This is a genomic window from Serratia sp. CY83965 (assembly GCF_052166375.1).
Lineage (GTDB): Bacteria > Pseudomonadota > Gammaproteobacteria > Enterobacterales > Enterobacteriaceae > Serratia > Serratia marcescens.
In genome coordinates, this window is sequence record NZ_JBJNOV010000019.1 from 48,569 (window position 1) to 73,709 (window position 25,141).

A 25,141-nucleotide genomic window follows, 5' to 3' on the forward strand; every position below is an offset into this window, starting at 1 on the left:
AGTTGTTATGCGCCGGGGTGCCCCCGGCTTAGCGATACAGCGCCAAAAGCTCGTTCACTTTACTGCGGCCGAGAATGTTGCGGCTGATTGTGCGGCGCGCTTTCACCACATACAGCGCAGCATGCTGGTACCAGTCGCGCGTCAGCTCGGTATCGTGATTGGAGATCAATACCGGTACCTGGCTCTCTACCGAGAGCTGGTGCGCCAGATGCGCCAGGCTCTGCTGATCGGCGATGCTGAAGCTGTTGGTGTGGTAAGCGGTAAAATTCGCCGTCGCCGACAGCGGCGCGTAAGGCGGATCGCAATACACCACGGCACCGGCCACGGCCTTCGCCATGGTATCGCGGTAATGCTCGCAGACAAAAGTGGCATTGCGCGATTTTTCGGCAAACCAGTAGAGCTCTTCTTCCGGGAAGTACGGTTTCTTGTACCGGCCGAACGGCACGTTGAACTCGCCGCGCAGGTTATAGCGGCACAGGCCGTTATAGCAGTGACGGTTCAGGTACAGGAACAGCAGCGCCCGGCGGTAAGGCTCGGTGCTAGTATTAAACTCTTCTCTCAGCAGGTAAAACTGATCCGAGTTATTGAATTCATCGGCGAAAAGCGTGCGGGCATCGCGCACGAAGTCATCCGTGCGCAGCTTAACGATGTTATACAGGTTGATAAGATCGCTATTGATGTCGGCGAGAATGTAGGCGTCGTAATCCGTATTCAGAAAGACGGATCCCGCACCCACGAAGGGCTCGATTAAGCAGTCTCCCGCCGGCAGATGGCGACGAATCTCATCTACCAGCGGGTATTTTCCACCAGCCCATTTTAAAAAAGCGCGGTTTTTCTTCATGCCGTCAATTAGCTACTTATACAATTCAGAGCGGCGGATTGTACTCTGTTTCAGACAGCACATCAGCGCACAAATTTAAATGATTTATTTTTTAAGATCTTGCTGCACTTGGTGTACAGGTCGGACCCACGGTTTTTTCGCCTGCACATCCGCCGGCAACGAAGCAATGGCGCGCTTCGCTTCTGCGGAAGAAGCATAGTTGCCGCTCACCAGCACGAACCACGGCTTGCCGTCACGCTTGGTGGCGTACACCAGGTAATTCTGCAGTTTCTGCTGTTTGGCGTAGGCGTTCAGCGTATCGGAACGCGAAGCGCTGCTCAGTTGCAAGGTATAATGGCTGCCCGGCGCAGACTGCAGAGAGCTGCCGCTGCTGGCGACCGCTCCCGCTTTCGCGGTGGAAGACGGCTTGGCCGGCGGCGTATACACCGTGGTCGGTGATTTATGCTGCGTTGCGGTCGGTTTGGCGGCGGCGGTTTTCGCCGGCGTTTTATGCTGTTGCGGCGCGGTTCCCTGCACAGGACGCGTCGCTTCGCGCGCTGCGGCACCGCTCATCACCGTCGCCGGTGCGGTCGGCAACGTCGACGCTGCGCCAGTCATGCCTTGGGTCGCCGCATCCACCTGCCCCTGCTGCTGCGACAGCGCATCCGCCATGTTGCCCGGCAAATCGACGCGCTGCTGCGCACCGCCCTGCTGAGGCTGCGTTTGCGCTTCGGTCGGCGTGCCGGAGATCGGCGGAACGCTGACGTTCTGCGGTTGCTGCGGCTGAGTCGCGCTCACGCCGTTGTTATCGTGGGTATCCGTCGTGCCGCCCGGCACGCCGTTGTTGGCGGTGGTCAGCGACGAAGAACCGGACAGGTTGATATCGCGGGCTCCGCCGTTTTGCGCGCCGTTCTCCTGAGCCGCTTCATGTTTGGTCGGCGCCTTCAGGGCTGAACCGATGCCGATAATCAGCAATAGCAGCACCAAAATGCCGATGCCAATCATCAAATGTTGGCGCGAAACGGCGAAGCGCGGCGCGGCGGCCGGCTTGCGCGAGCGCGTAGGGCGACGATCGCTGCTATCAGGTCTGAGATCGTCTTCCGGTTTAAACTCGTCCATCTGAAACCCTCCAACTAGAGGCAAAAGCCCGCCACCGTAGATCTACCGTGGCACGGGCAGATTAACCCGATGATGGCAAAGCGACACCCGTCGTGCTCTGCTCACTGTATTAATATAGATGCAAATGGCGGCTAAGCCACTGTTACTTAGTCCGATTTAATTACTCGCCCGCTCAGGCAGGCAGGCGGCGATCGACGCCAACACCAGCTCATGCCCTACGCCGCCGCGCACTTCCGCCGCACCGATCGCGGTCGGCAGCACCAGACGCAGTTCACCCGCCAGCACTTTCTTGTCGCGCAGCATGTGCGGCAGATAGGATTCCGGCGTCATTTCCTGCGGCCCGCAGACCGGCAAGCCGGCGCGCAGCAGCAGCGTTTTGATGCGCTCGATGTCTTCAACGGAGAACTGGCCGAGACGGTGCGCGGTTTCCGCCGCCATCACCATGCCCGCAGCCACCGCTTCGCCGTGCAGCCATACGCCGTAGCCCATTTCGGCTTCGATGGCATGGCCGTAAGTATGGCCAAGATTCAGCAAGGCTCGCAGGCCGCTTTCGCGTTCGTCGGCGGCCACAACCTCGGCCTTGAGCTCGCAGCAGCGGCGGATACAGTAGGCCAACGCCTGCATATCCAGCGCCATCAGCGCATCGATGTTGTTTTCCAACCAGACGAAGAACTCGCGATCGAGGATGATCCCGTATTTGATGACTTCTGCCAGGCCGGAAGAGAGTTCACGCGTCGGCAACGTTTTCAGGCAATCCAGATCAACCACCACCGAAGCGGGTTGATAGAAAGCGCCGATCATGTTTTTGCCGAGCGGGTGGTTGACGGCGGTCTTGCCGCCCACGGAAGAGTCCACCTGCGACAACAGCGTGGTGGGAACCTGAATGAAGCGCACGCCGCGTTGGTAGCACGCGGCGGCAAAGCCGGTCAGATCGCCGACAACGCCACCGCCGAGGGCGATCAGCGTAGTATCGCGCCCGTGCGGTTTTTCCAGCAGCGCCGAAAACACCTGCTCCAACACCGCCAGAGATTTGTACTGCTCACCATCAGGAAGGATCACCTGATCCACCACGACGCCGCCCTGCTCCAGCACCTGCCGGACACGCTCCAGATAAAGCGGCGCCAGGGTCTGGTTGGTGACCAACATCGCTTGCTCACCCGCCTTCAACGGCATAAAAGAAGCCGGATCGTTGAACAATCCGGCGGCGATGGTAATCGGGTAGCTGCGCTCCCCAAGCGTTACAGTAATTCTCTCCATGTCGCGCTCAGTTCTCTGTATGGTGCGGCGGTGGTTGATCCCCGCAACTGCGGGGAACACAAATCAGTTCTCCGCATTGGCCGACGGCGAACGCGGAAAGCGGCAATCAGTTGCTTTCCAGCATGTTGATGATCTGGTTGGCAACCACTTTAGCGCTCTGATCGTCGGTGCGGATGGTGACATCGGCAATCTCTTCATACAACGGATTGCGTTCTTTCGCCAAGGCTTCCAGCACTTCACGCGGCGGAGAATCGACCTGCAGCAGCGGGCGTTTTTTATCACGCTGGGTACGAGCAAGCTGCTTCTCGATCGTGGTTTCCAGATAGACCACCACGCCGCGCGCGGACAGACGGTTGCGCGTTTCGCGCGACTTCACCGAACCGCCGCCGGTCGCCAACACAATCCCTTGTTTTTCCGTCAGTTCATTAATGACTTTTTCTTCACGATCGCGGAAACCTTCTTCCCCTTCCACGTCGAATACCCAGCCCACGTCAGCTCCGGTACGTCGCTCAATTTCTTGATCGGAGTCGAAGAACTCCATATTGAGTTGCTGAGCTAACTGACGGCCAATAGTGCTTTTGCCGGCACCCATAGGCCCAACCAGAAAGATATTGCGTTTCTCTGCCATGTTTTTCGGTATTACTAAGACAATTCGTTAATGTTAACCCGCCCCGCCAATCAAATCAGCGGCGGGACCTAAACTGAAACCTCATGAGCGATAGTGCGAGATCAGACGAAAAATTATCTCAACACTCTTGGTAGTTTGGCAACCGAATAAATCGCAATCCACGCCGCGGGAGGGAAACCATATGTTTTTAACGGCGTCTTGACGCTAACAAAAAACCTCGGTGCTCAATTCGGTAACCCTTGTAAGCTAAATCGGCCGCAGCGTCAAACGCAGATCCCCCCAAGGGGATAAAAAAGTGTATCTGCTCATCAACTTTAGGAGATTTGCCGCCCAGCCGACAGGCGGCCGCTTATCCCTTAATCAGAGTCGGCGTAATGAAGATCACCAGTTCGCGTTTTTTCTGTTGTGCGCCGCTTTGCCGGAACAAGCCCCCCAGCAGTGGCGCATCCCCCAATCCCGGCACCTTGTCCGCCGTCTTGCCGCTATGCCGTTGAAAAATACCGCCGAGCACCAGGGTTTCGCCGCTTTTCACCGTGATCTGCGTCTTAATCTCTTGTTTATCGATGGTCAATGCCTCACCCGCCCCGCGGCTGATGGCGCGCCCCGGCATATTTTGGCTGATGTGCAGCGTCAGCGTGATGCGCCCGTCCGGCAACACTTTCGGCGTCACCTCCATGCCCAGCACCGCCTCTTTGAACTCGATGGCGGTCGCACCGCTGGCGCCGCTCGACACTTCATAAGGGATCTCCGTCCCCTGTTTGATGCTGGCGGTTTGCAGGTGCGCCGTCAGCAGGCGCGGACTGGCGATGATCTCCACCTGATTCTCCTGCTCCAGCGCCGTCAGCTCGAGGCTCAACAAACGCCCGCTGATGCGCGCCAGATGAAAACCGGCGTTCACGGCGCCGCGTTCCAGCGGCAGATTGACACCGACATTGCCCGGCCGCAACGGCCGCGCCGGCCTGTCGTCGGCCGCCAACCCCCAACGCACGCCAAGCTCACGCAGGCTTTCGCGGTTGATGGTCACGATATGCGCCGCCAGTTGCACCTGCGCCAGCGGCGCGTCCATTTCCGTTATCCGCTTTTTCAACTGCGTCAGGATTGGCGCGGTGTCGCGCAGCAGCAACGTATTGGTGCGTTTATCCGCCAACACGCTGCCACGCTCGCTCAGCAACGCGCCGCGTTGGGCGTTGAGGCTTTCGGCAATTTCCGCCGCATCGCCGTTCTGTAACGTCAGGGTCAGGCTGTGCAGCGGTTGCCGCTGCGCCAACGCCTCTCGCTGCTGCCTTTTTTCCTGCGCGTCCGGCTCCGGCGAGATCAGTATCACGTTGCCTTCCCGCGTCATCGCCAGTTTGCCCATGCGCAGGGTCAACGCCAGCGCCTGAGGCCAGGGCACATTCTCCAGCCGCAGAGTCAGGTTGCCGCTCACGCCGGGCGCGGCGATCAGGTTCATCTGCCGATAATCCGCCAACGCCTGCAGGATGACCGTGACCGGCGCATCCTGAAATTCCAGGGAAACCCGCTGCTTATCCTGCGCCTGCGCGGTGCCGAGCGTCAGGCACCACAGCGCCACGCCCAATCCAGCACATCCTTTCATGGTTTGCCATCCTTGTTGTCCATCATGAGCGAGACGTCGCCCTGGCTCGCCGGGCAATCCGGTTCGGCCGTCAGCGCCGTTAACGTCAAGCTACGCGCCTGCACCTGCGTCACCTGCCAGCGCTCGGCCAGCACCCGTTGCTGCGGCCGCAGGCGCAACCATTTTCCCGCCGGCGTCACCACCCAGCCATAGCGCAGCGTCGGTTGCCCGATGACGCCTTTCAGTCGCCAGCTCGCCGGCGACGCCTCCGTTTGGGCACAAGCAGACATCGGAAGCGGCGCAAACGGGTCGCGCGGCTCAGCGCATAATGCCCATGGCCACAGCAGCCACCACCAACGGCCGGGTCTTTTACTCATTGGGCTGATCCTCGGCGGCATCCTGCAAAACCAACCGCGCCGTCATGCCAAGGGACGGCGTCTCCACGCTCAGTTGCTCGAGGCGTAAATCGGCGGGCAGCGCCTCCAGCAGCGCCAGCAAACCGGCGTAGTCAATGCGCAAGCTCAGCGTTTGCCGCGGCGGTTTTTCCTGCCGCTGCCAGCGCAACAAGGCGCCTCCCGCCCGTTGCAGCACGCTCGCCAGATCGCCGTTGGTGGACGGAGGAAGCGGCGCCGCCGGGATAGCGGTTTCCGGCACCTCGTCCAGTTGGCGTTGCACCATGGCGATCTGTTGCAACAGGCGCTGTTGCCGCTCCCCCGCGCTTTCCCGCTGACGCCATTCGTCTTGCAGCATCCAGCCACCGCCCAACAGCGCCAACGTGCCGATACCCAACCCTTGCGACAGCAGCAATAGCCAGCCCGGCAAGCTCAGCCAGAGGCGCAGCCCGGATGACAAACGGTTATCCATCACGCCCCCACTGCGCCGCCAGATGAAAGGTGTACAGGCCGTCGTCGCGTTGCGCCACCTCAGCCAAACGCAACCGCGGCAACGCAGGCATCCCCGCCAGCCGCCGTTCGAACTGCGTGATGGCCGCAGGAGAACGGCTCAATCCACGCAGCCGCAGGCCGTTCACAGCATCGCTCTCCAGCGCCGTGAGCCACAGCGGTGGAGGAATGCTGGAGGACAATTGCTGCAGCAGCTGAAAATAACGCCGGTTATGCTGGGCATTGCTCGCCTGCCGTTCGGCGCGGACGCGGTGCAGCGCCCGCTGCGCCCGCTCTTGCTGTTGCTGACGGGCGAGCAACGTCAGTGCCGCCAGCTCTTCACCCAGCATCGCCAGCCGCGCCTGCCGCTGCGCCTGTTGGTGACGCAATTGGCCGGCGACCAGGAACAGCGCCAGCAGCAGTGCCGTTACCTGCAACATCAGCACGCCCAACCAGAAATAGCCGCGTCGCCGATCGCGGCGTTGTCGCCAGGGCAGAAAGTTGACCTGATACATCAGCGATCCTCCTCGCGCAGCGCCAGGCCACCGGCCAACGCGAACGCCGAAGGATGCGCAGGCAACGGCGGACGCAGCTGCGTGAAGGCGCTGAGCGGCGACCAGGCAAGGCAACCGGCGGGCAAGGCTCCCGCCAGCACGCTGCCGGCATAGACCGGCCGATCGTCGCCCGCCGGCATCTGAGCTTGCAGCGCCCGCAGCGCCTGCGCGTCATCGTCGCCCGGCGCCAGACCAAAAGCGAACGCGCCGTCGGCCGGCGCCACCCACAGCCATTCTCGTTCGAGACGGTGCATCAGCCCCGCAGCGGGCGGCACGCCTGCCGCCGTCGCCATCATCCGCAGCGCGCAGGGGGTGATATCGACCGCTTGCGGATGCAGGCCAGCCTGACGCAGACAATGCAGCCACTGCTGCAGCTCCTGCCGCCGCGCGGCGGTCAGCAACAGCGCCGCCTCATCCGCCGGCGCGGTGCGATAGTCGAGCGCCAGCGTCTGGCCATCGAGCGGAAACTGCTTCACACCGTGGCCGCCGATATAGTCGCTGCGTTCCGGCTCGCGCAGCCGCACGTCCGGCTGCGCCATGCGTTGCTGCAACACGCGCTGCGCCGGCAGGGCAATGCGTAAGGAAATATGTCGCGGCAGTTGGACGCGCCATTGCCGCAGCGCCCGGATCAGGAATTCGGAAGGTTCCAGACAGCCATCGCGTAAAACCGCCTGCGGCAGCGCCTGCTGCCACCAGTGGCGCAACTGCCAGCCGTTGCGGCGGCGTTGGGCCGCCACCGCCCGCACGCAGTCGATTTGTATATCCAGCCCCACCTGCCATGCTTGAGGGAACATGTTTCGCAAGCCTCCATAACATCAGATGATAAAAGAACATATCCATGTCGCAGGCTTGCCTTTATACTACCGCGCGGTTGTTTATAAACTGCCCAAATGACTTAGAAATGGGAAATCTCAGGTGAAGTTCGTAAAGTATTTACTAATCCTTGCAGTATGTTGCATCGTGCTGGGAGCAGCCTCGATTTTCGGCTTGTACAAATATGTCGAGCCGCAGCTGCCCGACGTCGCAACGCTGAAAGATGTGCGGCTGCAGATACCGATGCAGGTCTACAGCGCCGATGGCGAACTGATCGCCCAATACGGCGAGAAGCGCCGCATTCCGCTGAAACTGGATCAAATTCCACCGGTGATGGTGCACGCATTCATCGCCACCGAAGACAGCCGCTTCTATGATCACCATGGCGTCGATCCGGTCGGCATCTTCCGCGCCGCCTCCATCGCGTTGGTCTCCGGCCACGCTTCGCAGGGGGCCAGTACCATTACCCAACAGCTGGCGCGTAACTTCTTCTTAAGCCCGGAACGCACCCTGATGCGTAAAATCAAGGAAGCCTTCCTGGCGGTGCGCATCGAGCAGATGCTCACCAAGGATGAAATCCTTGAGCTGTATCTGAACAAGATCTATCTGGGTTACCGCGCCTACGGCGTAGGCGCCGCCGCGCAGGTCTATTTCGGCAAAGACGTCAGCCAGCTGACCCTGAGCGAAATGGCGACCATCGCCGGTCTGCCGAAAGCGCCGTCCACCTTCAACCCGCTCTATTCGCACGATCGCGCCGTTGCCCGCCGCAACGTGGTGCTGTCGCGCATGCTGGACGAACACTACATCACGCAGGCGCAGTACGATCAGGCGCGCTCCGAAGATCTGGTCGCCAATTACCATGCGCCGGAAATCAGCTTCTCCGCGCCGTATCTCTCCGAGATGGTGCGTCAGGAGATGATCAAGCGTTACGGTGAAAACGCCTATACCGACGGTTACAAGGTTTACACCACCGTCACCAAACGGCTGCAGTTGGCGGCGCAGGAGTCGGTACGCAACAACGTGCTGGCCTATGACATGCGCCACGGTTACCGCGGCCCATCCAACGTGTTGTGGAAAGTCGGCGAAGCGGCCTGGGATCGCAAACAGATTGTCGATTCGCTGAAAAACCTGCCGAACTACGGCCCGCTGGCGCCGGCGGTGATCACCGCCGCCAACCCGCAGGAAGCGACGGCGATGCTGGCCGACGGCAGCAGTATTGCCCTGCCGATGGCGACCATGCGCTGGGCACGCCCATACCGTTCGGACACTCAGCAAGGCCCAACGCCGAAACGCGTCACCGACGTAGTGCAGGCCGGCCAGCAAGTGTGGGTGCGTAAAGTGAACGAAGCCTGGTGGCTGTCGCAGGTGCCGGACGTCAACTCGGCGCTGGTCTCTATCAACCCGAACGACGGCGCGGTGAAAGCGCTGGTTGGCGGCTTCGACTTCAATCAGAGCAAGTTCAACCGCGTCACGCAGGCTCTGCGTCAGGTGGGCTCGAACATCAAACCGTTCCTGTACACCGCCGCGATGGATAAAGGCCTGACGCTGGCCACCATTCTGAATGACTTGCCGATTACCCGTTGGGATGCCGGCGCCGGCACCGACTGGCGGCCGAAGAACTCGCCGCCGACCTACGACGGCCCGATTCGCCTGCGACAGGGGCTGGGGCAGTCGAAGAACGTGGTGATGGTGCGTGCGATGCGCGCGATGGGCGTCGACTACGCGGCGGAATATCTGCAGCGCTTCGGCTTCCCGGCGCAGAATATCGTGCATACCGAATCGCTGGCGCTGGGGTCCGCCTCCTTCACCCCGATGCAGCTGGTGCGCGGCTACGCGGTGCTGGCGAACGGTGGTTATCTGGTCGACCCGTACTTCATCACCAAAATTGAAGACGATAACGGCAATACGGTGTTCGAAGCCAAACCGAAAGTGGTGTGCGGCAGCTGTAACCTGCCGGTGATCTACGGCGACACCCACCGTTCGGCGGTGCTGTCCGACGACAACATCGAAAACGTCGCCACCTCGCAGGAAGGCAACAACAGCACGGTGCCGATGCCTCAGCTGGAGCAAGTCACCCCGGCTCAGGTACAGCAGGACGGCGATCAACAGTATGCGCCGCACGTCATCAGCACACAGCTGGCCTTCCTGATCCACGACGCGCTGAACAGCAACATCTTCGGCGAACCGGGTTGGATGGGTACCGCCTGGCGCGCCGGCCGCGATCTGAAACGTCATGATATCGGCGGCAAAACCGGTACCACCAACAGTTCCAAGGACGCCTGGTTCTCAGGCTATGGCCCGGATACCGTGACCTCGGTGTGGATCGGTTTCGACGATCACCGCCGCGACCTGGGCCGTTCGACGGTATCCGGCGCCATCCCGGATCAGATTTCCGGCGGTGAAGGCGGTGCCAAGAGCGCCCAGCCGGCGTGGGACGACTTTATGAAAACCGCGCTGGAAGGCATCCCAGAGCAGAAAGTCACGCCGCCGCCGGGCATCATCAGCGTCACCATCGACAAGAGCAGCGGCAAGCTCTCTGGCGGTGGCGGTGGCAGCCGTTCCGAGTACTTCATCGAAGGAACGCAGCCGACGGACTACCCATCGCGCGATACCGGCACCACGTTGACCGATCCGGGCGGTGAAAGCCACGAGCTGTTCTGATCGAAAAGGGCCAGAGAAATCTGGCCCTTTTTTTATTCGGCGTGAAGCGTATCAGCGCGACGCGCGCAAAAATGCCTCGGAAAGGAACAGCGCGCTGACGTTGCGCGCCTCACGGAAATCCGGTTCCGCCAGCAGCGCCATCATGTTGGCGATCGGCCAGCGCACCTGCGGCAAGGGCTCCGGCTCATCCCCCTCCAGGCTCTGCGGATAGAGATCGTGCGCCAGCACGATATTCATTTTGCTGGAAAAGTAGGACGGCGCCATCGTCAGCTTACTGAGAAAATCAAAGCGTTTCGCGCCGTACCCCACCTCTTCCATCAGCTCGCGGTTGGCCGCCTCCAGCACCCCTTCGCCGGGATCGATCAGCCCTTTCGGGAACCCCAGCTCATAGGATTCGGTGCCGACCGCATATTCGCGGATCAGCAGCAGGTCATCGCCAATCACCGGCACGATCATCACCGCTTCGCGATCCGAAGGCCGCATGCGTTCATACACCCGCCGAACACCGTTGCTGAATTCCAAATCGACCGACTCGACGTTAAACAAACGCGAACGCGCGACCGTTTCCACTTTCAGAATTTTAGGTTTTTGCAGGTGTTTATCCATGATTGCCTCAAAGAGGTTACCCAGGCGCGGACGGGCAACCGAAAAAATGATTGGCGTAACGCACGGCTCGTTGGCGCTCAAACGCTGACCAAATTCGATCCTGATCACATTGTGCGTTAAGGGCAAGCTCCGCCGCAACGCGCATGAACAGTAATTTACTTTCTTTTAACAAGCGTAGCCAGCGGCCGGCGATTTTCCGTACTGATTCAGCAAACAGCGCGCAAGAAAATAGGATAATACCGATATCGACGGCAGAGACCGGTTGCTAGTATCACGCAGGCAAGAATCAGTGATAAAATGGCCTTGCGTCATGAAGGAATGAGATCCAGAGCGAGAATCTGTTTGTTCCCTCATTAGTTCTGGGTGCCTCCTGGCGGTTTACTCCGTATAATATTCAGCTTTTCATCAGGTTGGCGAAATTCACGGGTGTGAGATGGGGATTGCATGAGCACAATAGTGTTGATATTGGCCTTAGTGCTTGTCTGCCTGATTGCCGCCGGCCTGTACCTGTGGTTCAAGGCCCGCAACCCGTCGGCGCTGGCGCACGCATTGCCGTTTATCAAGCCTGCCCACCGCAAGCTGACCGACGAAGAGCGCGCCGCGGTCGAGTTCTATCTCAATCAGCAAAACAAGCTGAGCAACAAACTGTTGCCCGGCGGCGGCGCTACGCTGCCCGCGGCCAAGCTGGCGCTCACACCGCAAAGCGATAACGTATATCCGGTCACGCACGCCATTACCCGCTACGGGCTGGCCAGCGACGATCCCAATAAATGGCGCTATTACCTCGACGCGGAAGAGGTACATCTGCCGCCGTTTTGGGAACCCTATATCACCGCCGACAACCATGTGGAAGTGATCAGAACCCAGACGCTGCCGCTGGTGATTTCGCTCAACGGACACTCGCTGAAAGATCATATTCACGATCGGCCGCAGCCGCCGGTAGTGGCCGCCACGCCGACCAAAAACGCGTCCATCCGCAAGGAAGAGAGCGAGCATGTCGAGCTGGTCAATATTCGCAAGGAAACGCCGGAAGAGCATGCGCTGAACCGGCCGAACGGCATCCGTGAAGCCGTCATCATCTCCGCCGCGCTGCTGCTGCTGTTCTTCAGCCTGATAAGCCCGGTGCTGGTTATCCCCTGGATGATTTTTGTGGCGGTGCTGATGATCGCTTGGGGATGCTGGAACCTGTTCCGCCGTCCGGCGTCGCGTGAGCTGAAAGAGATCCACTGCCTGCGCGGCACGCCGAAGCGCTGGGGCCTGTTCGGCGAGTCCGATCAGGGGCAGATCAGCAACATTTCGCTCGGCATCATCGATCTTATCTACCCGCCGCATTGGCAGCCGTACCTGACGCAGGATCTGGGCAAGACCACCGATGTGGACGTCTACCTCAATCGGCAGGTAGTGCGCCAGGGGCGCTTCCTCTCGCTGCATGACGAAGTGAAGAATTTCCCGCTGCAGCAGTGGGGCCGCAACGCGGTGCTGGTCGCCAGCTCGGCGCTGGTACTGCTGTTGCTGCTGATCTATATTCCGCTCAACCTGCCGCTGACCCTCAGCATGGCCTGGCTGCAGGGTGCGCAAAAAGTGGAAGTGACCAGCGTGCAAGCCCTGGAAGCCACGCCGCTGCGCATCGGCGACACGCTGAAAGTGCGCGGCAGCGGCATGTGCTATGTGCCGCCGCCGGCCAACGGCGGCGGCACCGTCAATTTTGCGCCGTTCGACTGCTCCGGCATCTATTGGAACAACGCCGCCCCGTTGCCGCAGCCGGAATCGGAAGTCATAGACAAAGCGACGGCCCTGCTGGCCACGGTCAACAGCCAGCTGCATCCGAGCGGCGCCGATCAGAAGGTCAACCCGCAGCTGGCCAGCGCCATCGAGAAATCCGGCATGATCCTGTTGGATGATTTCTCTGATATCGTTCTGAAAACACAGGATTTGTGCCAGGCAGAAAACGACTGCGTGCGGTTAAAAAACGCCTTGGTCAACCTGGGCAACGCCAAAAATTGGAGCGGCCTGGTGAAACGCGCTAGATCCGGCGCGCTGCAAGGCGTCAACGTCCTGCTGCGCCCGGTAAGCGCAGAGTCGCTGGAAAGCCTGACCAAAGTGGCCACGTCGTCGTTCATCTTCAATGAAACGCGCCTGGCCGCCGCGGCGCTCAACAGCCCGCCGCCGGGCGGTTTCCTGATCCGCAGCGATGAAGGCCGCCAGCTGGTCAGCCATCCGCAATCCTCAGCGCCGCAGAGCGAATACAACGCCCTCGACCAGTGGAATGAGCTGCAGCGCCTTTCCACTCTGCTGCTGCATACCCCGTTCCAGGCGCAAGGGGTAATCACCAGCCTCAGCGTCGATGCCAACGGCACCCGCCACGTGGCGCTGCACAGCGAACCGGACATGATCACCCTGTGGCGCTATCTCGGCACCAGCCTGCTGTTGCTGGCCGTAGTGGTCAGCCTGGGTTATAACGCCTGGCGGCTGGTGCAGCGTCGGCGCATCAATCAGCACCGCGTCGCCGATATCCAGCGGTACTACGACAGCTGCTTCAATCCGCAGATCAATCCGATGTCGATGCGGCCGATGGCCTGAACCTGACGCCGGGCCTCCGCCCTGTCATCTGCTTATGCTACGCTAACGCTATTATTCTCATCTGCGGACCGCCCGTCGGTCCGCCCGTGGAGTTTTTATGGTTCCCGAATTTGATTGGCCGCAGATCGATACCGTGCTGCTGGATATGGACGGCACCTTGCTGGACCTGGAATTCGACAGTCACTTCTGGCTCAGCCTGGTGCCGCAAGCGCTGAGCGAAAGGCGCGCCATTCCGTTTGACGAAGCCCGTCATATCATTGAGCGGGAATATCAGGCGGTGCAGCACACCATGAATTGGTATTGCTTCGATTACTGGAGCGAGCGGTTGGATCTGGATATCTACCGCATGACCAGCGAAGTGGGCAGCCGCGCCCGGCTGCGCGAGGATACCGAGCCGTTTTTACGGGCGCTGCGCGGCGCCGGCCTGCAAACCATTTTGCTGACCAACGCCCATCCGCACAGCCTGGCGGTGAAAATCGAGCATACCGGTCTGGATCGGCACCTTGATTTATTGTTTTCCACCCACACATTTGGTTATCCGAAAGAAGATCAGCGTCTGTGGCAGGCGGTGCAACAGCACACCGGGTTCAACCCGCAGCGCACGCTGTTTGTCGACGACGGCGAGCCGATCCTCGACGCGGCGCGCACTTTCGGCATTCGTTACTGCCTGGGCGTGCAAAACCCGGACTCCAGCACGGCGGAGAAAAGCTTCCAGCGCCATCCGTCGATGCGCGACTATCGCCTGCTGATACCGGCGCTGGCCAAGGGGGAAGCATGAAAGACAAAGCGACGCGCGACGACGCGGTTCGGCTGGATAAATGGCTGTGGGCCGCACGCTTCTACAAGACCCGCGCGCTGGCGCGCGAAATGATCGACGGCGGCAAGGTGCATTACAACGGCCAGCGTGGCAAGCCGAGCAAGATTGTCGAACTTAACGCCGAGCTCAAGCTGCGGCAGGGCAACGAAGAACGTACGGTGATCGTGCTGGCGCTGACCAGCCAACGCCGCGGCGCCGGCGAGGCGCAGCAAATGTATCAGGAAACCGAAGCCAGCATCGCCAACCGCGAAAAAATGGCGCTGGCGCGCAAGATGAACGCGTTGACCATGCCGCATCCGGACCGTCGTCCGGACAAAAAGGAGCGGCGCGACCTGATGAAATTTAAATTTGGTGAGCCGGAATAAGCCCTCACCGCAATGAGAGAAGATTATGTCCAACCATGACCAATTGCACCGTTACCTGTTTGAAAACTACGCGGTGCGCGGCGAGCTGGTTACCGTCAGCGAAACCTATCAGCAGATCCTGAATAACCACGACTACCCGGCGCCGGTGCAAAAGCTGCTGGGTGAACTGCTGGTCGCCACCAGTCTGCTGACCGCGACCCTGAAGTTCGACGGCGACATCACCGTTCAGTTGCAAGGCGACGGCCCGCTGAAGCTGGCGGTGATCAACGGCAACAACCGCCAGGAGATGCGCGGCGTTGCGCGCACCCAGGCGCCTATCGCCGACGACAGCACCTTGCATCAGATGATCGGCAACGGCGTCATGGTCATCACCATTTCCCCGACGGAAGGCGAGCGCTATCAGGGCGTCGTCGGCCTGGAAGGTGAAACCCTGGCCGAATGCCTGGAAGCCTACTTCCGCCAGTCCGAGCAGCTGCCAACCCGCCTGTTCATTCGCACCGGCGAAGCGGAAGGCAACGCCGCGGCGGCCGGTATGCTGCTGCAGGTGCTGCCGGCGCAGGACGGCAACCTCGATGATTTCGATCATCTGGTGCAACTGACCAACACGGTCAAAAGCGAAGAGCTGTTCGGCCTGCCGGCCAACGAAGTGTTGTACCGCCTGTACCATCAGGAAGAGGTCACCTTGTACGAACCGCAGGACGTGCAGTTCCGCTGCACCTGTTCTCGCCAGCGTTGCGCCGACGCGCTGCTGACCCTGCCGACCGACGAAGTGGCGGACATGCTGGAGCAGGACGGCAACATCGACATGCACTGCGACTACTGTGGCAGCCACTATGTCTTTGACCCGGTTGATGTTGCCGCGTTGTATGCGGGTAACACCGGCGAAAGCGACCAGTTGCACTAAGTTACACCCTTTCGGCGGGCGCGCCCGGCGCCCGCCAACGCCCGCCGTTTGCACGTTTGCTTTTTTCCGTGTGCTATCTCTCAGATCGTAACGAAATACCGCCTAAAACGTTAAATATTTGATACCCATCGCGGTTACGCACCGTTAGATCCCTACAATTGCCGCCAGAAATTCTGTGACCAAGGAGTAGTAACATGCGCGTTAAAGGTATAACCCCTCAGGATCTGGCCGCTTACGGCATTCACGACGTTAGCGAAATCGTTCACAACCCGAGCTATGAACTGCTGTTTAAGGAAGAAACAGACCCATCTCTGGAAGGTTTTGAGCGTGGGGTAGTCACCAAGCTGGGTGCCGTCTCCGTCGATACCGGCATCTTCACCGGCCGCTCGCCGAAAGACAAATACATCGTCCGCGACGACATCACCCGCGATACCGTGTGGTGGGCCGATCAGGGCAAAGGCAAAAACGACAACAAACCCCTCAGCCCGGAAGTGTGGGCCGATCTGAAACACCTGGTCACCGAACAACTGTCCGGCAAACGCCTGTTCGTGGTGGATACCTTCTGCGGCGCCAACGCCGACTCGCGCCTGAAAGTGCGCTTCATCACCGAGGTGGCCTGGCAGGCGCACTTCGTGAAAAACATGTTTATCCGCCCGAGCGACGAAGAGCTGGCTGACTTCGAGCCGGACTTCGTGGTGATGAACGGCGCCAAGTGCACCAACCCGAACTGGCAGCAGCAAGGCCTGAACTCGGAGAACTTCGTCGCCTTCAACCTGACCGAGCGCATGCAGCTGATCGGCGGCACCTGGTACGGCGGCGAAATGAAGAAAGGCATGTTCTCGATGATGAACTACCTGCTGCCGCTGAAAGGCATCGCCTCGATGCACTGCTCGGCCAACGTGGGCGAGAAAGGCGACGTGGCGGTGTTCTTCGGCCTGTCCGGTACCGGCAAGACCACCCTCTCCACCGATCCTAAGCGTCAGCTGATCGGCGATGACGAGCACGGCTGGGACGACGACGGCGTGTTCAACTTCGAAGGCGGCTGCTACGCCAAGACCATCAAGCTGTCTGAAGAAGCCGAACCGGACATCTACCACGCCATCAAACGCGATGCGCTGCTGGAAAACGTCACCGTGCTGGCCGACGGCAGCATCGACTTCAACGACGGTTCGAAAACCGAGAATACCCGCGTTTCTTACCCGATCTATCATATCCAGAACATCGTCAAGCCGGTGTCCAAGGCGGGTCACGCCACCAAGGTGATCTTCCTGACCGCCGACGCTTTCGGCGTGCTGCCGCCGGTATCGCGCCTGACCGCCAACCAGACTCAGTACCACTTCCTGTCCGGCTTCACCGCCAAACTGGCCGGCACCGAGCGTGGCGTAACCGAACCGACGCCAACCTTCTCCGCCTGCTTCGGCGCCGCGTTCCTGTCGCTGCACCCGACGCAGTACGCCGAAGTGCTGGTGAAACGCATGCAGGCCGCCGGCGCCCAGGCTTACCTGGTCAACACCGGCTGGAACGGCACCGGCAAACGCATCTCGATCAAAGATACGCGCGGCATCATCGACGCCATCCTGAGCGGTGAAATCGACAAGGCGGAAACCGTCACTCTGCCTATCTTCGATCTGGCGATGCCGACCGCGCTGCCGGGCGTGAACCCGGAAATCCTCGATCCGCGCAACACCTACGCCAGCCTCGAGCAGTGGCAGGAAAAAGCGCAGGATCTGGCCGAGCGCTTCATCACTAACTTCGACAAATACACCGACACGCCTGCGGGCGCGGCGCTGGTTAGCGCCGGCCCGAAGCTGTAATTCGGTAACGTTACCTCTTCAGCTAAGGCGCGGATCCCGCGCCTTTTTTTATTTCAATTGATTGCTTTTTAATCGGCAAGACGAGAGAATAAGTCAATGCAATCATTGATAGCAAAGGAGGTTTCAATGGCTACTATCACCGTCAGAAATCTGGACGACGAAATCAAAGAGCTGCTGCGTATCTCAGCGGCGAAAAACGGCCATTCCATGGAAGAGGAAGCGCGCATGATCCTGAAACAGGCGCTGGTGAAAAAGCCGCCGCGCTATGGATTGGGTACCTGGATGCATCAGCACTTCGCCGAATTCGGCGGCGTTGAGCTGGAGATCCCACCGCGTGACGCCGTGCCGCCACGCATCGTCACCTTTGATGATGAAGATGACAACGCATGATCATTATCGACACCAACGTCATTTCAGAAACGCTGCGTCCCAGCCCGTACTACAACGTCATTAACTGGTTAAATGAAAAGGACAATGACGAGCTCTATCTCAGCGCCATTGTCCTCACCGAACTGTTTAGCGGCGTCGCCTGCATGCCTGACGGCAAGCGCCAGCGGGATCTCAAGCTGAAATTGGCGGACGCCATTGAATTGAAGTTCGAGGGGCAGATATTGCCGTTTGATGGGCTGTGCGCGATGCAATACGCGGAATTGACGGCAAGGAATCGGCTGCTGGGTAAAGCGATGAGCGTGCCGGATACCCAAATCGCCGCCACCTGCCTGCATTACGGCGCCGCCCTGGCCACCCGCAATACCAAAGACTTCCTCCACTGCGGCATCGAGTTAATCGATCCGTGGCAGGCGCCGACCGGCCGTCGGTTGCATGAAGATGCGGCGGAATACTACGTGATGAGCAGAAAGTCCTGACGGGGCCGCAGCGGCGCGGCCCACACCAGAGTGTCAGGCGTTTTCCCTGGCCGTTTGATGGCCGTTGGTCGACTCTTTTTTCTCCATCGGCAACGGAATATACGCGCGGATCAACAGCCCACCGCGCTCGCTGGTGCCGATATCCAGTTCGCCGTCATGCGCGTCGATAATACGCTGCACGATCGCCAGCCCCAGACCGGTGCCGCTGGTGCTGCGCGCGCTGTCACCGCGTACGAACGGCTGCAGCAGGTGCTTCAATTCTTCCGGCTTGATGCCCGGGCCGTCATCTTCCACCTGGAACCAGCCGCGCTGCAGCTCGCGACCGCTGCTGACCTTGATCCAACCGTTGCCGTAACGCGCCGCGTTCACCACCATGTTCACCGCCGCCCGCTTAATCGACAGCGGATGCACATTCATCATCAGCTCGCCCGGCGACAGCGCGGTTTCAATTACCCGCTCATAGCCGCTTTCCGCCGCGACCACTTCGCCTAAAATGGCGTTCAGATCGCTGCTTTCGGTCGGCATCTCCTGCCCGGTGCGCAGATAATCGATGAACTGCTCGATGATGGCATTGCACTCTTCGATGTCTTTATTGATCGACTCGGCCAGATAACCGTCTTCGGCGCTCATCATCTCCGTCGCCAGCCGAATGCGCGTCAACGGCGTGCGCAGGTCATGGCTGACCCCGGCCATCAGCAAGGTGCGATCGTCCGCCAGCTGCTTGACGCCCGACGCCATCTGATTGAATGCGCGAGTCACTGACCGCACTTCGGAAGCGCCATACTCGCGCAGCGGCGGCGGAATGATGCCCTTGCCCACCTGCAGCGCCGCATGTTCCAGCTCCACCAACGGGCGGTTTTGAATGCGGATAAACAGCCAGGCGCCGCCGATCGCGAGCAGCATGATCGCCAGCGTATAGCGGAACAGCGGCGAGAAGTCGCCCTGGTGGATTTCCGTCAGCGGCACGCGCACCCAGATATCGGGCTGCAGCCAGGTTTTCAGCCACACCACCGGGGAGTTCTTGTTCACCTCCACCCGCACATCGGTCGGCCCGCCGAGCTGCTGCGCCATCTGCTGGCTGAGGAACTGGTAGTGCTGCGCCCAGCGCAGGCCGCTCTCCTCCGCCGCCGAATTCGTGTAGAGAGAGATGCCCAGTTCGCGGTAGATCTCACGGCGGAATGCCGGCGGCACTTCCAGCAGCGTGCCGTCTTCCAGCTGCAGCCGATCGGTCATCAGCATACGCACTTCGTAGGCCAACACCTTGTTGAACTGCTGCAGGCTGGGCAGGATGGCGAAGTTCAGCACCACCAGATAGGTCGTCACCAGGCTGACGAACAGCAAGGTGACGATCAACAACAGGGTTCGGGCAAACGAGCTACGCGGTGAAAAGCGCAATCGCCTCATGCCTTGCTGCCGTCCGGTACGAAGACGTAGCCGAGCCCCCACACGGTCTGGATATAACGCGGATGCGCCGGATCTTCTTCAACCATGCGGCGCAGGCGAGAGATCTGCACGTCAATGGAACGCTCCATGGCGCTGTATTCGCGGCCACGCGCCAGGTTCATCAGCTTATCGCGCGACAGCGGTTCACGCGGGTGGCTGACCAGCGCCTTCAGTACCGCGAACTCGCCGCTGGTCAACGGCATCGGTTCGTCTTCGCGGAACATTTCGCGGGTGCCGAGGTTCAGTTTGAATTTGCCGAACGCGATCACCGCCTCTTCCTGCGAAGGCGCGCCCGGCAGTTCGTTCGCCTGGCGGCGCAACACCGCGCGGATACGAGCCAACAGCTCACGCGGGTTGAACGGTTTAGGAATGTAGTCGTCGGCGCCGATTTCCAGCCCCACGATGCGATCGACCTCTTCGCCTTTGGCGGTGACCATAATGATCGGCATCGGGTTGCTCTGGCTGCGCAGGCGGCGGCAGATGGACAGGCCGTCTTCGCCCGGCAACATCAGATCGAGCACCATCAAATGGAAGGATTCACGAGTCAGCAAGCGATCCATTTGCTCAGCGTTGGCAACGCTGCGAACCTGGAAGCCCTGCTCGGTTAAATAACGTTCTAAAAGCGCGCGCAGGCGCATGTCATCATCGACAACCAGGATCTTATGATTCTCTTGCATGGTATTACTCCCAAAGGCTTTATTGCCTGACTCGAATATTGTTAGAAATCCTTGCCATTTGAGACAGCGTTTAATGGTATGTATTCTAGACGAAATTGTTACAAAGCTTATTCTTTTCCCCATTTATCAACAATTTTCAGTGAATGTCGACGGGGGTTCGTTAAAATTTCGCCCTTTATCGGCGCAATGTGGGGCGACGGCCCAATTTTGCACAATTTCGCCACCGGCGAACCGACCGGTGGCGTTTAGCCGTCGGGTCAGGAAGTCTGCAGGAAACGCGCCAGCTGCCGGCGCAACTGCCGGTTCTCTTGCTGCAGCGCATCAACCCGATCGAGCAACGTCAGCGCCATGGCGATCCCCGGCCAATCCAGATCCAGCTCGGCACGCAGCCTGCGCGCGCGCTGCAGATGGCTCAGCGCCGGGTAATCGAACTCCCAGCGCGGCTGCGCCGGCTCCAGCGGCACGATCACGCCCAGGCCGACGATCTCGACCAATTCGTCCTCTGAAATCTCCACTCGCTGACACAGTTCCACCACGGTGAATGTGATCTCTTTCTTCATCATGTGCTTTACTCCCATTCCGCACGCGGGTTGAACGCCGCCTGCTCAGCCAGCTCTCGCCACAGGGCGCTGGCCTTCTCGTTCGGCTTCGGCGGCATCACCACCTTGAGAATGACATACAGATCGCCGGGCTCTTTCTTGCCCGCCAGCCCTTTGCCCTTGACCCGCAGCCGTTTGCCGCTCTGGCTGCCGGCCGGCACGGTCAACGCGATTTTGCCGGTCAGCGTCGGCACCTCGATGCTGGCGCCGAGCGCCGCTTCCCACGGGGCGAGCGGCGCCACGATGCTCAGATTGTGGCCATCAATTTCGAACAGCGGATGCGGCGCGAGGCGGATGACCAGATACAGGTCGCCGTTCTGGCCGCCGCCCACGCCGGCAACGCCCTGCCCCTTGAGGCGAATGCGCTCGCCGTCGCCCACGCCGGCCGGGATTTTCACGTTCAGCGTTTTGCTGGCTTCGCTCACCTGCCGCCCCAGCTCGTCGTACACTGGCAGCGTGTAGGAGATCTCGCGGCTTTGGCCATGTAGCGTTTCCTCGAGGAACAGCGGCACCTCCATTTCGAGATCCTGGCCGCGGAAGCCATGCCCGCCGTGCGAGTGCGAAGCGGAGCGATGCCCGCCCGCCGCCCGCCCGCCGAACATGCTTTCGAAGAAATCGGAGAAGTCTTGCGCGTCGGCGCCGCCGCCGTGCCATGAAGCGCTCTGCTGATAGCCGCCGTGATCGCCGCGCGCCTGGCGGCCAAAGTTCGGATCGTTGCGGTGCAGCCGGATCTGATCGTACTCGGCGCGGCGCTCCTCGTCCTTCAGCACCTCATAGGCTTCGGCCACTTCCTTGAACTTGCTTTCGGCGTCGTCTTCAGTGCTCACGTCAGGGTGATATTTACGCGCCAGCCGACGGTAGGCCGTTTTGATGGTTTTCAGATCGGCGTTGGGCTCAACGCCCATCGTGGCGTAGTAATCTTTAAATTCCATGCGGTAATACCTTCAATGTGTTGGGTTGTGCGCCAAAATTCCTTGTCTCTCTCGCCAGATATCCTCCTTTCGTCACATTCCTTTTCCGCTATCGCTAAGCATACTCCCGATTGTTAAAAGCTGCGCAAACTGAATAAAAACCGTGCGACAACGCGCAGGCCCGCGCACCATTTCTAAAGCCCCCCGCATTCACGTACACTGTGGCGGTGACCCCATAAAGATAAATCACGATGAGAACTCAACTGATAACCCGTGAAGGGTATGACAAGCTCAAACAAGAGCTGGATTACCTCTGGCGCGAAGAACGCCCCGAGGTGACCAAGAAAGTGACCTGGGCCGCCAGCCTGGGCGACAGAAGCGAAAACGCCGATTACCAGTACAACAAGAAGCGGCTGCGCGAGATCGATCGCCGCGTCCGCTATCTGACCAAATGCCTGGAGCAGTTGAAGATCGTCGATTACTCCCCGCAGCAGGAAGGCAAAGTGTTCTTCGGCGCCTGGGTAGAGGTGGAGAACGAAAACGGCGAAATCAAACGCTTTCGCATCGTCGGTTACGACGAGATCTTCGGCCGCAAGGATTACATCTCCATCGACGCGCCTATGGCGCGCGCCCTGCTGAAAAAAGAGGTCGGGGACGTCGCCACCGTCAATACGCCGCTGGGCGAGGCGCAGTGGTACGTGAACGAGATAGACTACCCGAAGTAAGCTTTCAGCTTTTTCCGAACCGCCGCCAACGCCGCCGCCTGAGCTGTTCTCCACGCCGCGGCCGCGCGGCGGCGGCCCGCTCCACTGGCATTTTCCCCGATCAATCCGTATAACTGTCCCCTGTTTATTCACCGTTCTCAATACAGATACCAGACCTATGAATGACCCACTGAGCCGCATTATTGCAACAGAACTGCAGGCCCGGCCGGAGCAAGTCGACTCCGCCATCCGTCTGCTGGATGAAGGTAATACCGTGCCCTTTATTGCACGCTATCGTAAGGAAGTCACCGGGGGCCTGGACGACACCCAACTGCGCCAGCTGGAAACCCGCCTGGGTTATCTGCGTGAACTGGAAGATCGTCGCCAGACCATCCTGAAGTCGATCGATGAACAGGGCAAACTGACTGAACAACTGGCGGGGGCGATCAACGCCACGCTGAGCAAGACCGAACTCGAAGACCTCTACCTGCCGTACAAACCGAAGCGCCGCACCCGCGGCCAGATCGCCATCGAAGCCGGCCTGGAACCGCTGGCGGACACGCTGTGGCAGGATCCGCAACAGCAGCCTGAACAACTGGCCGAACACTACGTCGACGCCGACAAGGGCGTGGCGGACGTGAAAGCCGCCCTCGACGGCGCGCGCTATATCCTGATGGAGCGCTTCGCCGAAGACGCCGCGCTGCTGGCCAAGGTGCGCGACTACCTGTGGAAAAACGCCCATCTGGTGTCCAAAGTGGTCGAGGGCAAGGAAGACGAAGGCGCCAAGTTCCGCGACTATTTCGATCACCACGAACCGATTTCCCAGGTGCCTTCGCACCGCGCGCTGGCGATGTTCCGCGGCCGCAACGAAGGCGTGCTGCAGCTGGCGCTGAACGCCGATCCGCAGTTTGAAGAAGCGCCGCGCGAAAGCCAGGCGGAGCTGATCATCATCAATCACCTCAATCTGCGCCTGAACAACGCTCCGGCCGACGCCTGGCGCAAGGCGGTGGTCAACTGGACCTGGCGCATCAAGGTGTTGCTGCACCTGGAAACCGAGCTGATGGGCACGGTGCGCGAGCGCGCGGAAGATGAAGCGATCAACGTGTTCGCCCGCAACATGCATGATCTGCTGATGGCTGCGCCAGCCGGCATGCGCGCCACCATGGGCCTCGATCCGGGCCTGCGCACCGGAGTGAAAGTCGCCGTGGTCGACGCAACCGGCAAGCTGGTCGCCACCGACACCGTCTACCCGCACACCGGGCAAGCGGCCAAAGCCGCCGCCATCGTCGCGGCGCTGTGCATCAAACACAATGTAGAGCTGGTGGCCATCGGCAACGGCACCGCGTCGCGTGAAACCGAGCGTTTCTATCTCGACCTGCAAAAGCAGTTCAGCGACGTCCGGGCGCAGAAAGTGATCGTCAGCGAAGCGGGCGCATCGGTGTACTCCGCGTCGGAACTGGCGGCGCAGGAGTTCCCGGATCTCGACGTATCGCTGCGCGGCGCGGTGTCCATCGCTCGCCGCCTGCAGGATCCGCTGGCGGAGCTGGTGAAGATCGACCCGAAATCCATCGGCGTCGGCCAGTATCAGCACGACGTCAGTCAGAGCCAGCTGGCGAAGAAGTTGGATTCGGTGGTGGAAGACTGCGTGAACGCCGTCGGCGTCGATCTGAACACCGCGTCGGTGCCGTTGCTGACCCGCGTGGCCGGCCTGACGCGCATGATGGCGCAGAACATCGTCAACTGGCGCGACGAGAACGGCCGCTTCAGCAACCGTGAACAGCTGCTGAAGGTCAGCCGCCTGGGGCCGAAAGCGTTCGAACAGTGCGCCGGCTTCCTGCGCATCAACCACGGCGACAACCCGCTGGATGCCTCCACCGTTCACCCGGAAGCCTATCCGGTGGTGCAACGCATCCTGGCCGCCACCGAGCAGGCGCTGCAGGATCTGATGGGCAACGCCTCCGCGGTGCGCAGCCTGAAAGCAGTTGATTTCACCGACGACAAGTTCGGCGTGCCGACGGTCACCGACATTCTGAAAGAGCTGGAGAAGCCGGGCCGCGATCCGCGTCCGGAGTTCAAAACCGCCACCTTCGCCGAAGGTGTGGAAACCCTCAACGATCTGCAGCCGGGCATGATCCTGGAAGGCTCGGTGACCAACGTCACCAACTTCGGCGCCTTCGTGGATATCGGCGTGCATCAGGACGGCCTGGTGCACATCTCCTCGCTGGCGGACAAATTCGTCGAAGATCCGCACACCGTGGTGAAGGCCGGCGACATCGTCAAAGTGAAGGTGATGGAAGTCGATCTGCAGCGTAAACGCATCGCGCTGAGCATGCGCCTGGATGAGCAACCGGGCGAAGGCTCGCCGCGCCGCGGCGGCAACGCGCCGGCACAGTCGCGCGACACCGCCAACCGTTCGGCGGGCGGCAACAAGGCCAAACCGCGCAACGCGGCGCCGGCCGGCAACAGCGCCATGGGCGACGCGCTGGCGGCGGCATTCGGCAAGAAACGCTAAGTCAGAGCCAACAGGGCGGAGCCTGCTCCGCCCTTTC

At 60.4% G+C, this 25,141-nt stretch carries 24 protein-coding genes; 10 read left to right on the top strand and 14 right to left on the bottom strand.

Going from position 1 to position 25,141, the window contains the following annotated elements; genetic code table 11:
- Positions 1-28: 28 nt before the first annotated feature.
- The 9 genes from dam to pilM form a co-directional block, all read right to left on the bottom strand.
- Complete coding sequence (gene dam, locus ACJ8PL_RS23740; protein ID WP_004930319.1) at positions 29-841, bottom strand: adenine-specific DNA-methyltransferase; 813 nt, start codon at positions 839-841, stop codon at positions 29-31.
- Between the two features lie 84 nt (positions 842-925).
- Positions 926-1,939, bottom strand: coding sequence for an SPOR domain-containing protein (locus tag ACJ8PL_RS23745; protein WP_442531422.1), 1,014 nt, complete (start codon positions 1,937-1,939; stop codon positions 926-928).
- Between the two features lie 156 nt (positions 1,940-2,095).
- Positions 2,096-3,196 carry a 3-dehydroquinate synthase gene (gene aroB / locus ACJ8PL_RS23750; RefSeq protein ID WP_016930366.1) on the bottom strand — a complete coding sequence of 367 codons (1,101 nt, stop codon included), beginning with the start codon at positions 3,194-3,196 and terminating at the stop codon, positions 2,096-2,098.
- A gap of 106 nt (positions 3,197-3,302) precedes the next feature.
- Positions 3,303-3,824, bottom strand: coding sequence for a shikimate kinase AroK (aroK, locus tag ACJ8PL_RS23755; RefSeq protein ID WP_004391482.1), 522 nt, complete (start codon positions 3,822-3,824; stop codon positions 3,303-3,305).
- Between the two features lie 349 nt (positions 3,825-4,173).
- Positions 4,174-5,418: a DNA uptake porin HofQ gene (gene hofQ, locus ACJ8PL_RS23760; RefSeq protein ID WP_049300722.1), complete on the bottom strand. Its 1,245-nt coding sequence runs from the start codon at positions 5,416-5,418 to the stop codon at positions 4,174-4,176.
- Entirely contained in the window at positions 5,415-5,774 is a 360-nt protein-coding gene (locus ACJ8PL_RS23765) for a HofP DNA utilization family protein (protein ID WP_442531423.1), read from the bottom strand. The genes hofQ and ACJ8PL_RS23765 overlap by 4 nt, the downstream gene beginning before the upstream one ends.
- On the bottom strand, positions 5,767-6,261 hold the full coding sequence (locus tag ACJ8PL_RS23770) for a hypothetical protein (RefSeq protein WP_049300723.1): 495 nt from the start codon (positions 6,259-6,261) through the stop codon (positions 5,767-5,769). The genes ACJ8PL_RS23765 and ACJ8PL_RS23770 overlap by 8 nt, the downstream gene beginning before the upstream one ends.
- Positions 6,254-6,793, bottom strand: coding sequence for a PilN domain-containing protein (locus ACJ8PL_RS23775; RefSeq protein ID WP_442531424.1), 540 nt, complete (start codon positions 6,791-6,793; stop codon positions 6,254-6,256). Before ACJ8PL_RS23775 ends, ACJ8PL_RS23770 begins: the two co-directional genes overlap by 8 nt.
- Entirely contained in the window at positions 6,793-7,626 is an 834-nt protein-coding gene (pilM, locus tag ACJ8PL_RS23780; RefSeq protein WP_033639214.1) for a pilus assembly protein PilM, read from the bottom strand. Before pilM ends, ACJ8PL_RS23775 begins: the two co-directional genes overlap by 1 nt.
- Positions 7,627-7,747: 121 nt before the next feature.
- Here pilM and mrcA point away from each other — a divergent pair, with 121 nt between their 5' ends.
- A complete protein-coding gene (mrcA, locus tag ACJ8PL_RS23785; RefSeq protein WP_031300057.1) occupies positions 7,748-10,306 on the top strand; it encodes a peptidoglycan glycosyltransferase/peptidoglycan DD-transpeptidase MrcA in 2,559 nt (852 codons plus the stop codon).
- 51 nt (positions 10,307-10,357) lie between these two features.
- On the opposite strand, the gene nudE is transcribed toward mrcA, so the two are convergent.
- Positions 10,358-10,912: an ADP compounds hydrolase NudE gene (nudE, locus tag ACJ8PL_RS23790; RefSeq protein WP_015379304.1), complete on the bottom strand. Its 555-nt coding sequence runs from the start codon at positions 10,910-10,912 to the stop codon at positions 10,358-10,360.
- 444 nt (positions 10,913-11,356) lie between these two features.
- Here nudE and ACJ8PL_RS23795 point away from each other — a divergent pair, with 444 nt between their 5' ends.
- From ACJ8PL_RS23795 to ACJ8PL_RS23825, 7 genes are all read left to right on the top strand, one after another.
- The gene (locus ACJ8PL_RS23795; protein WP_028127610.1) at positions 11,357-13,492 is read left to right on the top strand and encodes an intracellular growth attenuator family protein; all 2,136 of its coding nucleotides are present in this window, start codon (positions 11,357-11,359) and stop codon (positions 13,490-13,492) included.
- Positions 13,493-13,589: 97 nt separating this feature from the next.
- Complete coding sequence (gene yrfG / locus ACJ8PL_RS23800) at positions 13,590-14,270, top strand: GMP/IMP nucleotidase (RefSeq protein WP_016930376.1); 681 nt, start codon at positions 13,590-13,592, stop codon at positions 14,268-14,270.
- The gene (gene hslR / locus ACJ8PL_RS23805) at positions 14,267-14,674 is read left to right on the top strand and encodes a ribosome-associated heat shock protein Hsp15 (protein WP_016930377.1); all 408 of its coding nucleotides are present in this window, start codon (positions 14,267-14,269) and stop codon (positions 14,672-14,674) included. The genes yrfG and hslR overlap by 4 nt, the downstream gene beginning before the upstream one ends.
- Before the next feature lie 25 nt (positions 14,675-14,699).
- Positions 14,700-15,578: an Hsp33 family molecular chaperone HslO gene (gene hslO, locus ACJ8PL_RS23810; protein WP_015379307.1), complete on the top strand. Its 879-nt coding sequence runs from the start codon at positions 14,700-14,702 to the stop codon at positions 15,576-15,578.
- A 194-nt stretch (positions 15,579-15,772) separates the two neighbouring features.
- Entirely contained in the window at positions 15,773-17,392 is a 1,620-nt protein-coding gene (gene pckA, locus ACJ8PL_RS23815) for a phosphoenolpyruvate carboxykinase (ATP) (RefSeq protein WP_015379308.1), read from the top strand.
- A gap of 126 nt (positions 17,393-17,518) precedes the next feature.
- Positions 17,519-17,782 carry a FitA-like ribbon-helix-helix domain-containing protein gene (locus tag ACJ8PL_RS23820; RefSeq protein WP_004930730.1) on the top strand — a complete coding sequence of 88 codons (264 nt, stop codon included), beginning with the start codon at positions 17,519-17,521 and terminating at the stop codon, positions 17,780-17,782.
- The gene (locus ACJ8PL_RS23825) at positions 17,779-18,258 is read left to right on the top strand and encodes a type II toxin-antitoxin system VapC family toxin (RefSeq protein WP_442531425.1); all 480 of its coding nucleotides are present in this window, start codon (positions 17,779-17,781) and stop codon (positions 18,256-18,258) included. Before ACJ8PL_RS23820 ends, ACJ8PL_RS23825 begins: the two co-directional genes overlap by 4 nt.
- A gap of 33 nt (positions 18,259-18,291) precedes the next feature.
- Here the strand turns inward: ACJ8PL_RS23825 and envZ are convergent, their stop codons facing one another.
- From envZ to cbpA, 4 genes are all read right to left on the bottom strand, one after another.
- A complete protein-coding gene (gene envZ, locus ACJ8PL_RS23830) occupies positions 18,292-19,662 on the bottom strand; it encodes a two-component system sensor histidine kinase EnvZ (RefSeq protein WP_015379311.1) in 1,371 nt (456 codons plus the stop codon).
- On the bottom strand, positions 19,659-20,378 hold the full coding sequence (ompR, locus tag ACJ8PL_RS23835) for an osmolarity response regulator transcription factor OmpR (RefSeq protein WP_004709363.1): 720 nt from the start codon (positions 20,376-20,378) through the stop codon (positions 19,659-19,661). Before ompR ends, envZ begins: the two co-directional genes overlap by 4 nt.
- 257 nt (positions 20,379-20,635) lie before the next feature.
- Positions 20,636-20,941 carry a chaperone modulator CbpM gene (locus tag ACJ8PL_RS23840; RefSeq protein ID WP_004930739.1) on the bottom strand — a complete coding sequence of 102 codons (306 nt, stop codon included), beginning with the start codon at positions 20,939-20,941 and terminating at the stop codon, positions 20,636-20,638.
- 5 nt (positions 20,942-20,946) lie between these two features.
- Positions 20,947-21,909 carry a curved DNA-binding protein gene (gene cbpA / locus ACJ8PL_RS23845; protein WP_016930380.1) on the bottom strand — a complete coding sequence of 321 codons (963 nt, stop codon included), beginning with the start codon at positions 21,907-21,909 and terminating at the stop codon, positions 20,947-20,949.
- Between the two features lie 230 nt (positions 21,910-22,139).
- Here cbpA and greB point away from each other — a divergent pair, with 230 nt between their 5' ends.
- Positions 22,140-22,613: a transcription elongation factor GreB gene (greB, locus tag ACJ8PL_RS23850; protein WP_117287513.1), complete on the top strand. Its 474-nt coding sequence runs from the start codon at positions 22,140-22,142 to the stop codon at positions 22,611-22,613.
- Between the two features lie 157 nt (positions 22,614-22,770).
- Positions 22,771-25,104, top strand: coding sequence for a Tex family protein (locus ACJ8PL_RS23855; protein ID WP_442531426.1), 2,334 nt, complete (start codon positions 22,771-22,773; stop codon positions 25,102-25,104).
- The last annotated feature ends 37 nt before the right edge of the window (positions 25,105-25,141 follow it).

Excerpts from the sequence above, each read along its gene's own strand:
- dam (WP_004930319.1), bottom strand. The coding sequence starts at position 841 with ATGAAGAAAAACCGCGCTTTTTTAAAATGGGCTGGTGGAAAATACCCG.
- ACJ8PL_RS23745 (WP_442531422.1), bottom strand. The coding sequence starts at position 1,939 with ATGGACGAGTTTAAACCGGAAGACGATCTCAGACCTGATAGCAGCGAT.
- aroB (WP_016930366.1), bottom strand. The coding sequence starts at position 3,196 with ATGGAGAGAATTACTGTAACGCTTGGGGAGCGCAGCTACCCGATTACC.
- aroK (WP_004391482.1), bottom strand. The coding sequence starts at position 3,824 with ATGGCAGAGAAACGCAATATCTTTCTGGTTGGGCCTATGGGTGCCGGC.
- hofQ (WP_049300722.1), bottom strand. The coding sequence starts at position 5,418 with ATGAAAGGATGTGCTGGATTGGGCGTGGCGCTGTGGTGCCTGACGCTC.
- ACJ8PL_RS23765 (WP_442531423.1), bottom strand. The coding sequence starts at position 5,774 with ATGAGTAAAAGACCCGGCCGTTGGTGGTGGCTGCTGTGGCCATGGGCA.
- ACJ8PL_RS23770 (WP_049300723.1), bottom strand. The coding sequence starts at position 6,261 with ATGGATAACCGTTTGTCATCCGGGCTGCGCCTCTGGCTGAGCTTGCCG.
- ACJ8PL_RS23775 (WP_442531424.1), bottom strand. The coding sequence starts at position 6,793 with ATGTATCAGGTCAACTTTCTGCCCTGGCGACAACGCCGCGATCGGCGA.
- pilM (WP_033639214.1), bottom strand. The coding sequence starts at position 7,626 with ATGTTCCCTCAAGCATGGCAGGTGGGGCTGGATATACAAATCGACTGC.
- nudE (WP_015379304.1), bottom strand. The coding sequence starts at position 10,912 with ATGGATAAACACCTGCAAAAACCTAAAATTCTGAAAGTGGAAACGGTC.
- ACJ8PL_RS23795 (WP_028127610.1), top strand. The coding sequence starts at position 11,357 with ATGAGCACAATAGTGTTGATATTGGCCTTAGTGCTTGTCTGCCTGATT.
- yrfG (WP_016930376.1), top strand. The coding sequence starts at position 13,590 with ATGGTTCCCGAATTTGATTGGCCGCAGATCGATACCGTGCTGCTGGAT.
- hslR (WP_016930377.1), top strand. The coding sequence starts at position 14,267 with ATGAAAGACAAAGCGACGCGCGACGACGCGGTTCGGCTGGATAAATGG.
- hslO (WP_015379307.1), top strand. The coding sequence starts at position 14,700 with ATGTCCAACCATGACCAATTGCACCGTTACCTGTTTGAAAACTACGCG.
- pckA (WP_015379308.1), top strand. The coding sequence starts at position 15,773 with ATGCGCGTTAAAGGTATAACCCCTCAGGATCTGGCCGCTTACGGCATT.
- ACJ8PL_RS23820 (WP_004930730.1), top strand. The coding sequence starts at position 17,519 with ATGGCTACTATCACCGTCAGAAATCTGGACGACGAAATCAAAGAGCTG.
- ACJ8PL_RS23825 (WP_442531425.1), top strand. The coding sequence starts at position 17,779 with ATGATCATTATCGACACCAACGTCATTTCAGAAACGCTGCGTCCCAGC.
- envZ (WP_015379311.1), bottom strand. The coding sequence starts at position 19,662 with ATGAGGCGATTGCGCTTTTCACCGCGTAGCTCGTTTGCCCGAACCCTG.
- ompR (WP_004709363.1), bottom strand. The coding sequence starts at position 20,378 with ATGCAAGAGAATCATAAGATCCTGGTTGTCGATGATGACATGCGCCTG.
- ACJ8PL_RS23840 (WP_004930739.1), bottom strand. The coding sequence starts at position 20,941 with ATGATGAAGAAAGAGATCACATTCACCGTGGTGGAACTGTGTCAGCGA.
- cbpA (WP_016930380.1), bottom strand. The coding sequence starts at position 21,909 with ATGGAATTTAAAGATTACTACGCCACGATGGGCGTTGAGCCCAACGCC.
- greB (WP_117287513.1), top strand. The coding sequence starts at position 22,140 with ATGAGAACTCAACTGATAACCCGTGAAGGGTATGACAAGCTCAAACAA.
- ACJ8PL_RS23855 (WP_442531426.1), top strand. The coding sequence starts at position 22,771 with ATGAATGACCCACTGAGCCGCATTATTGCAACAGAACTGCAGGCCCGG.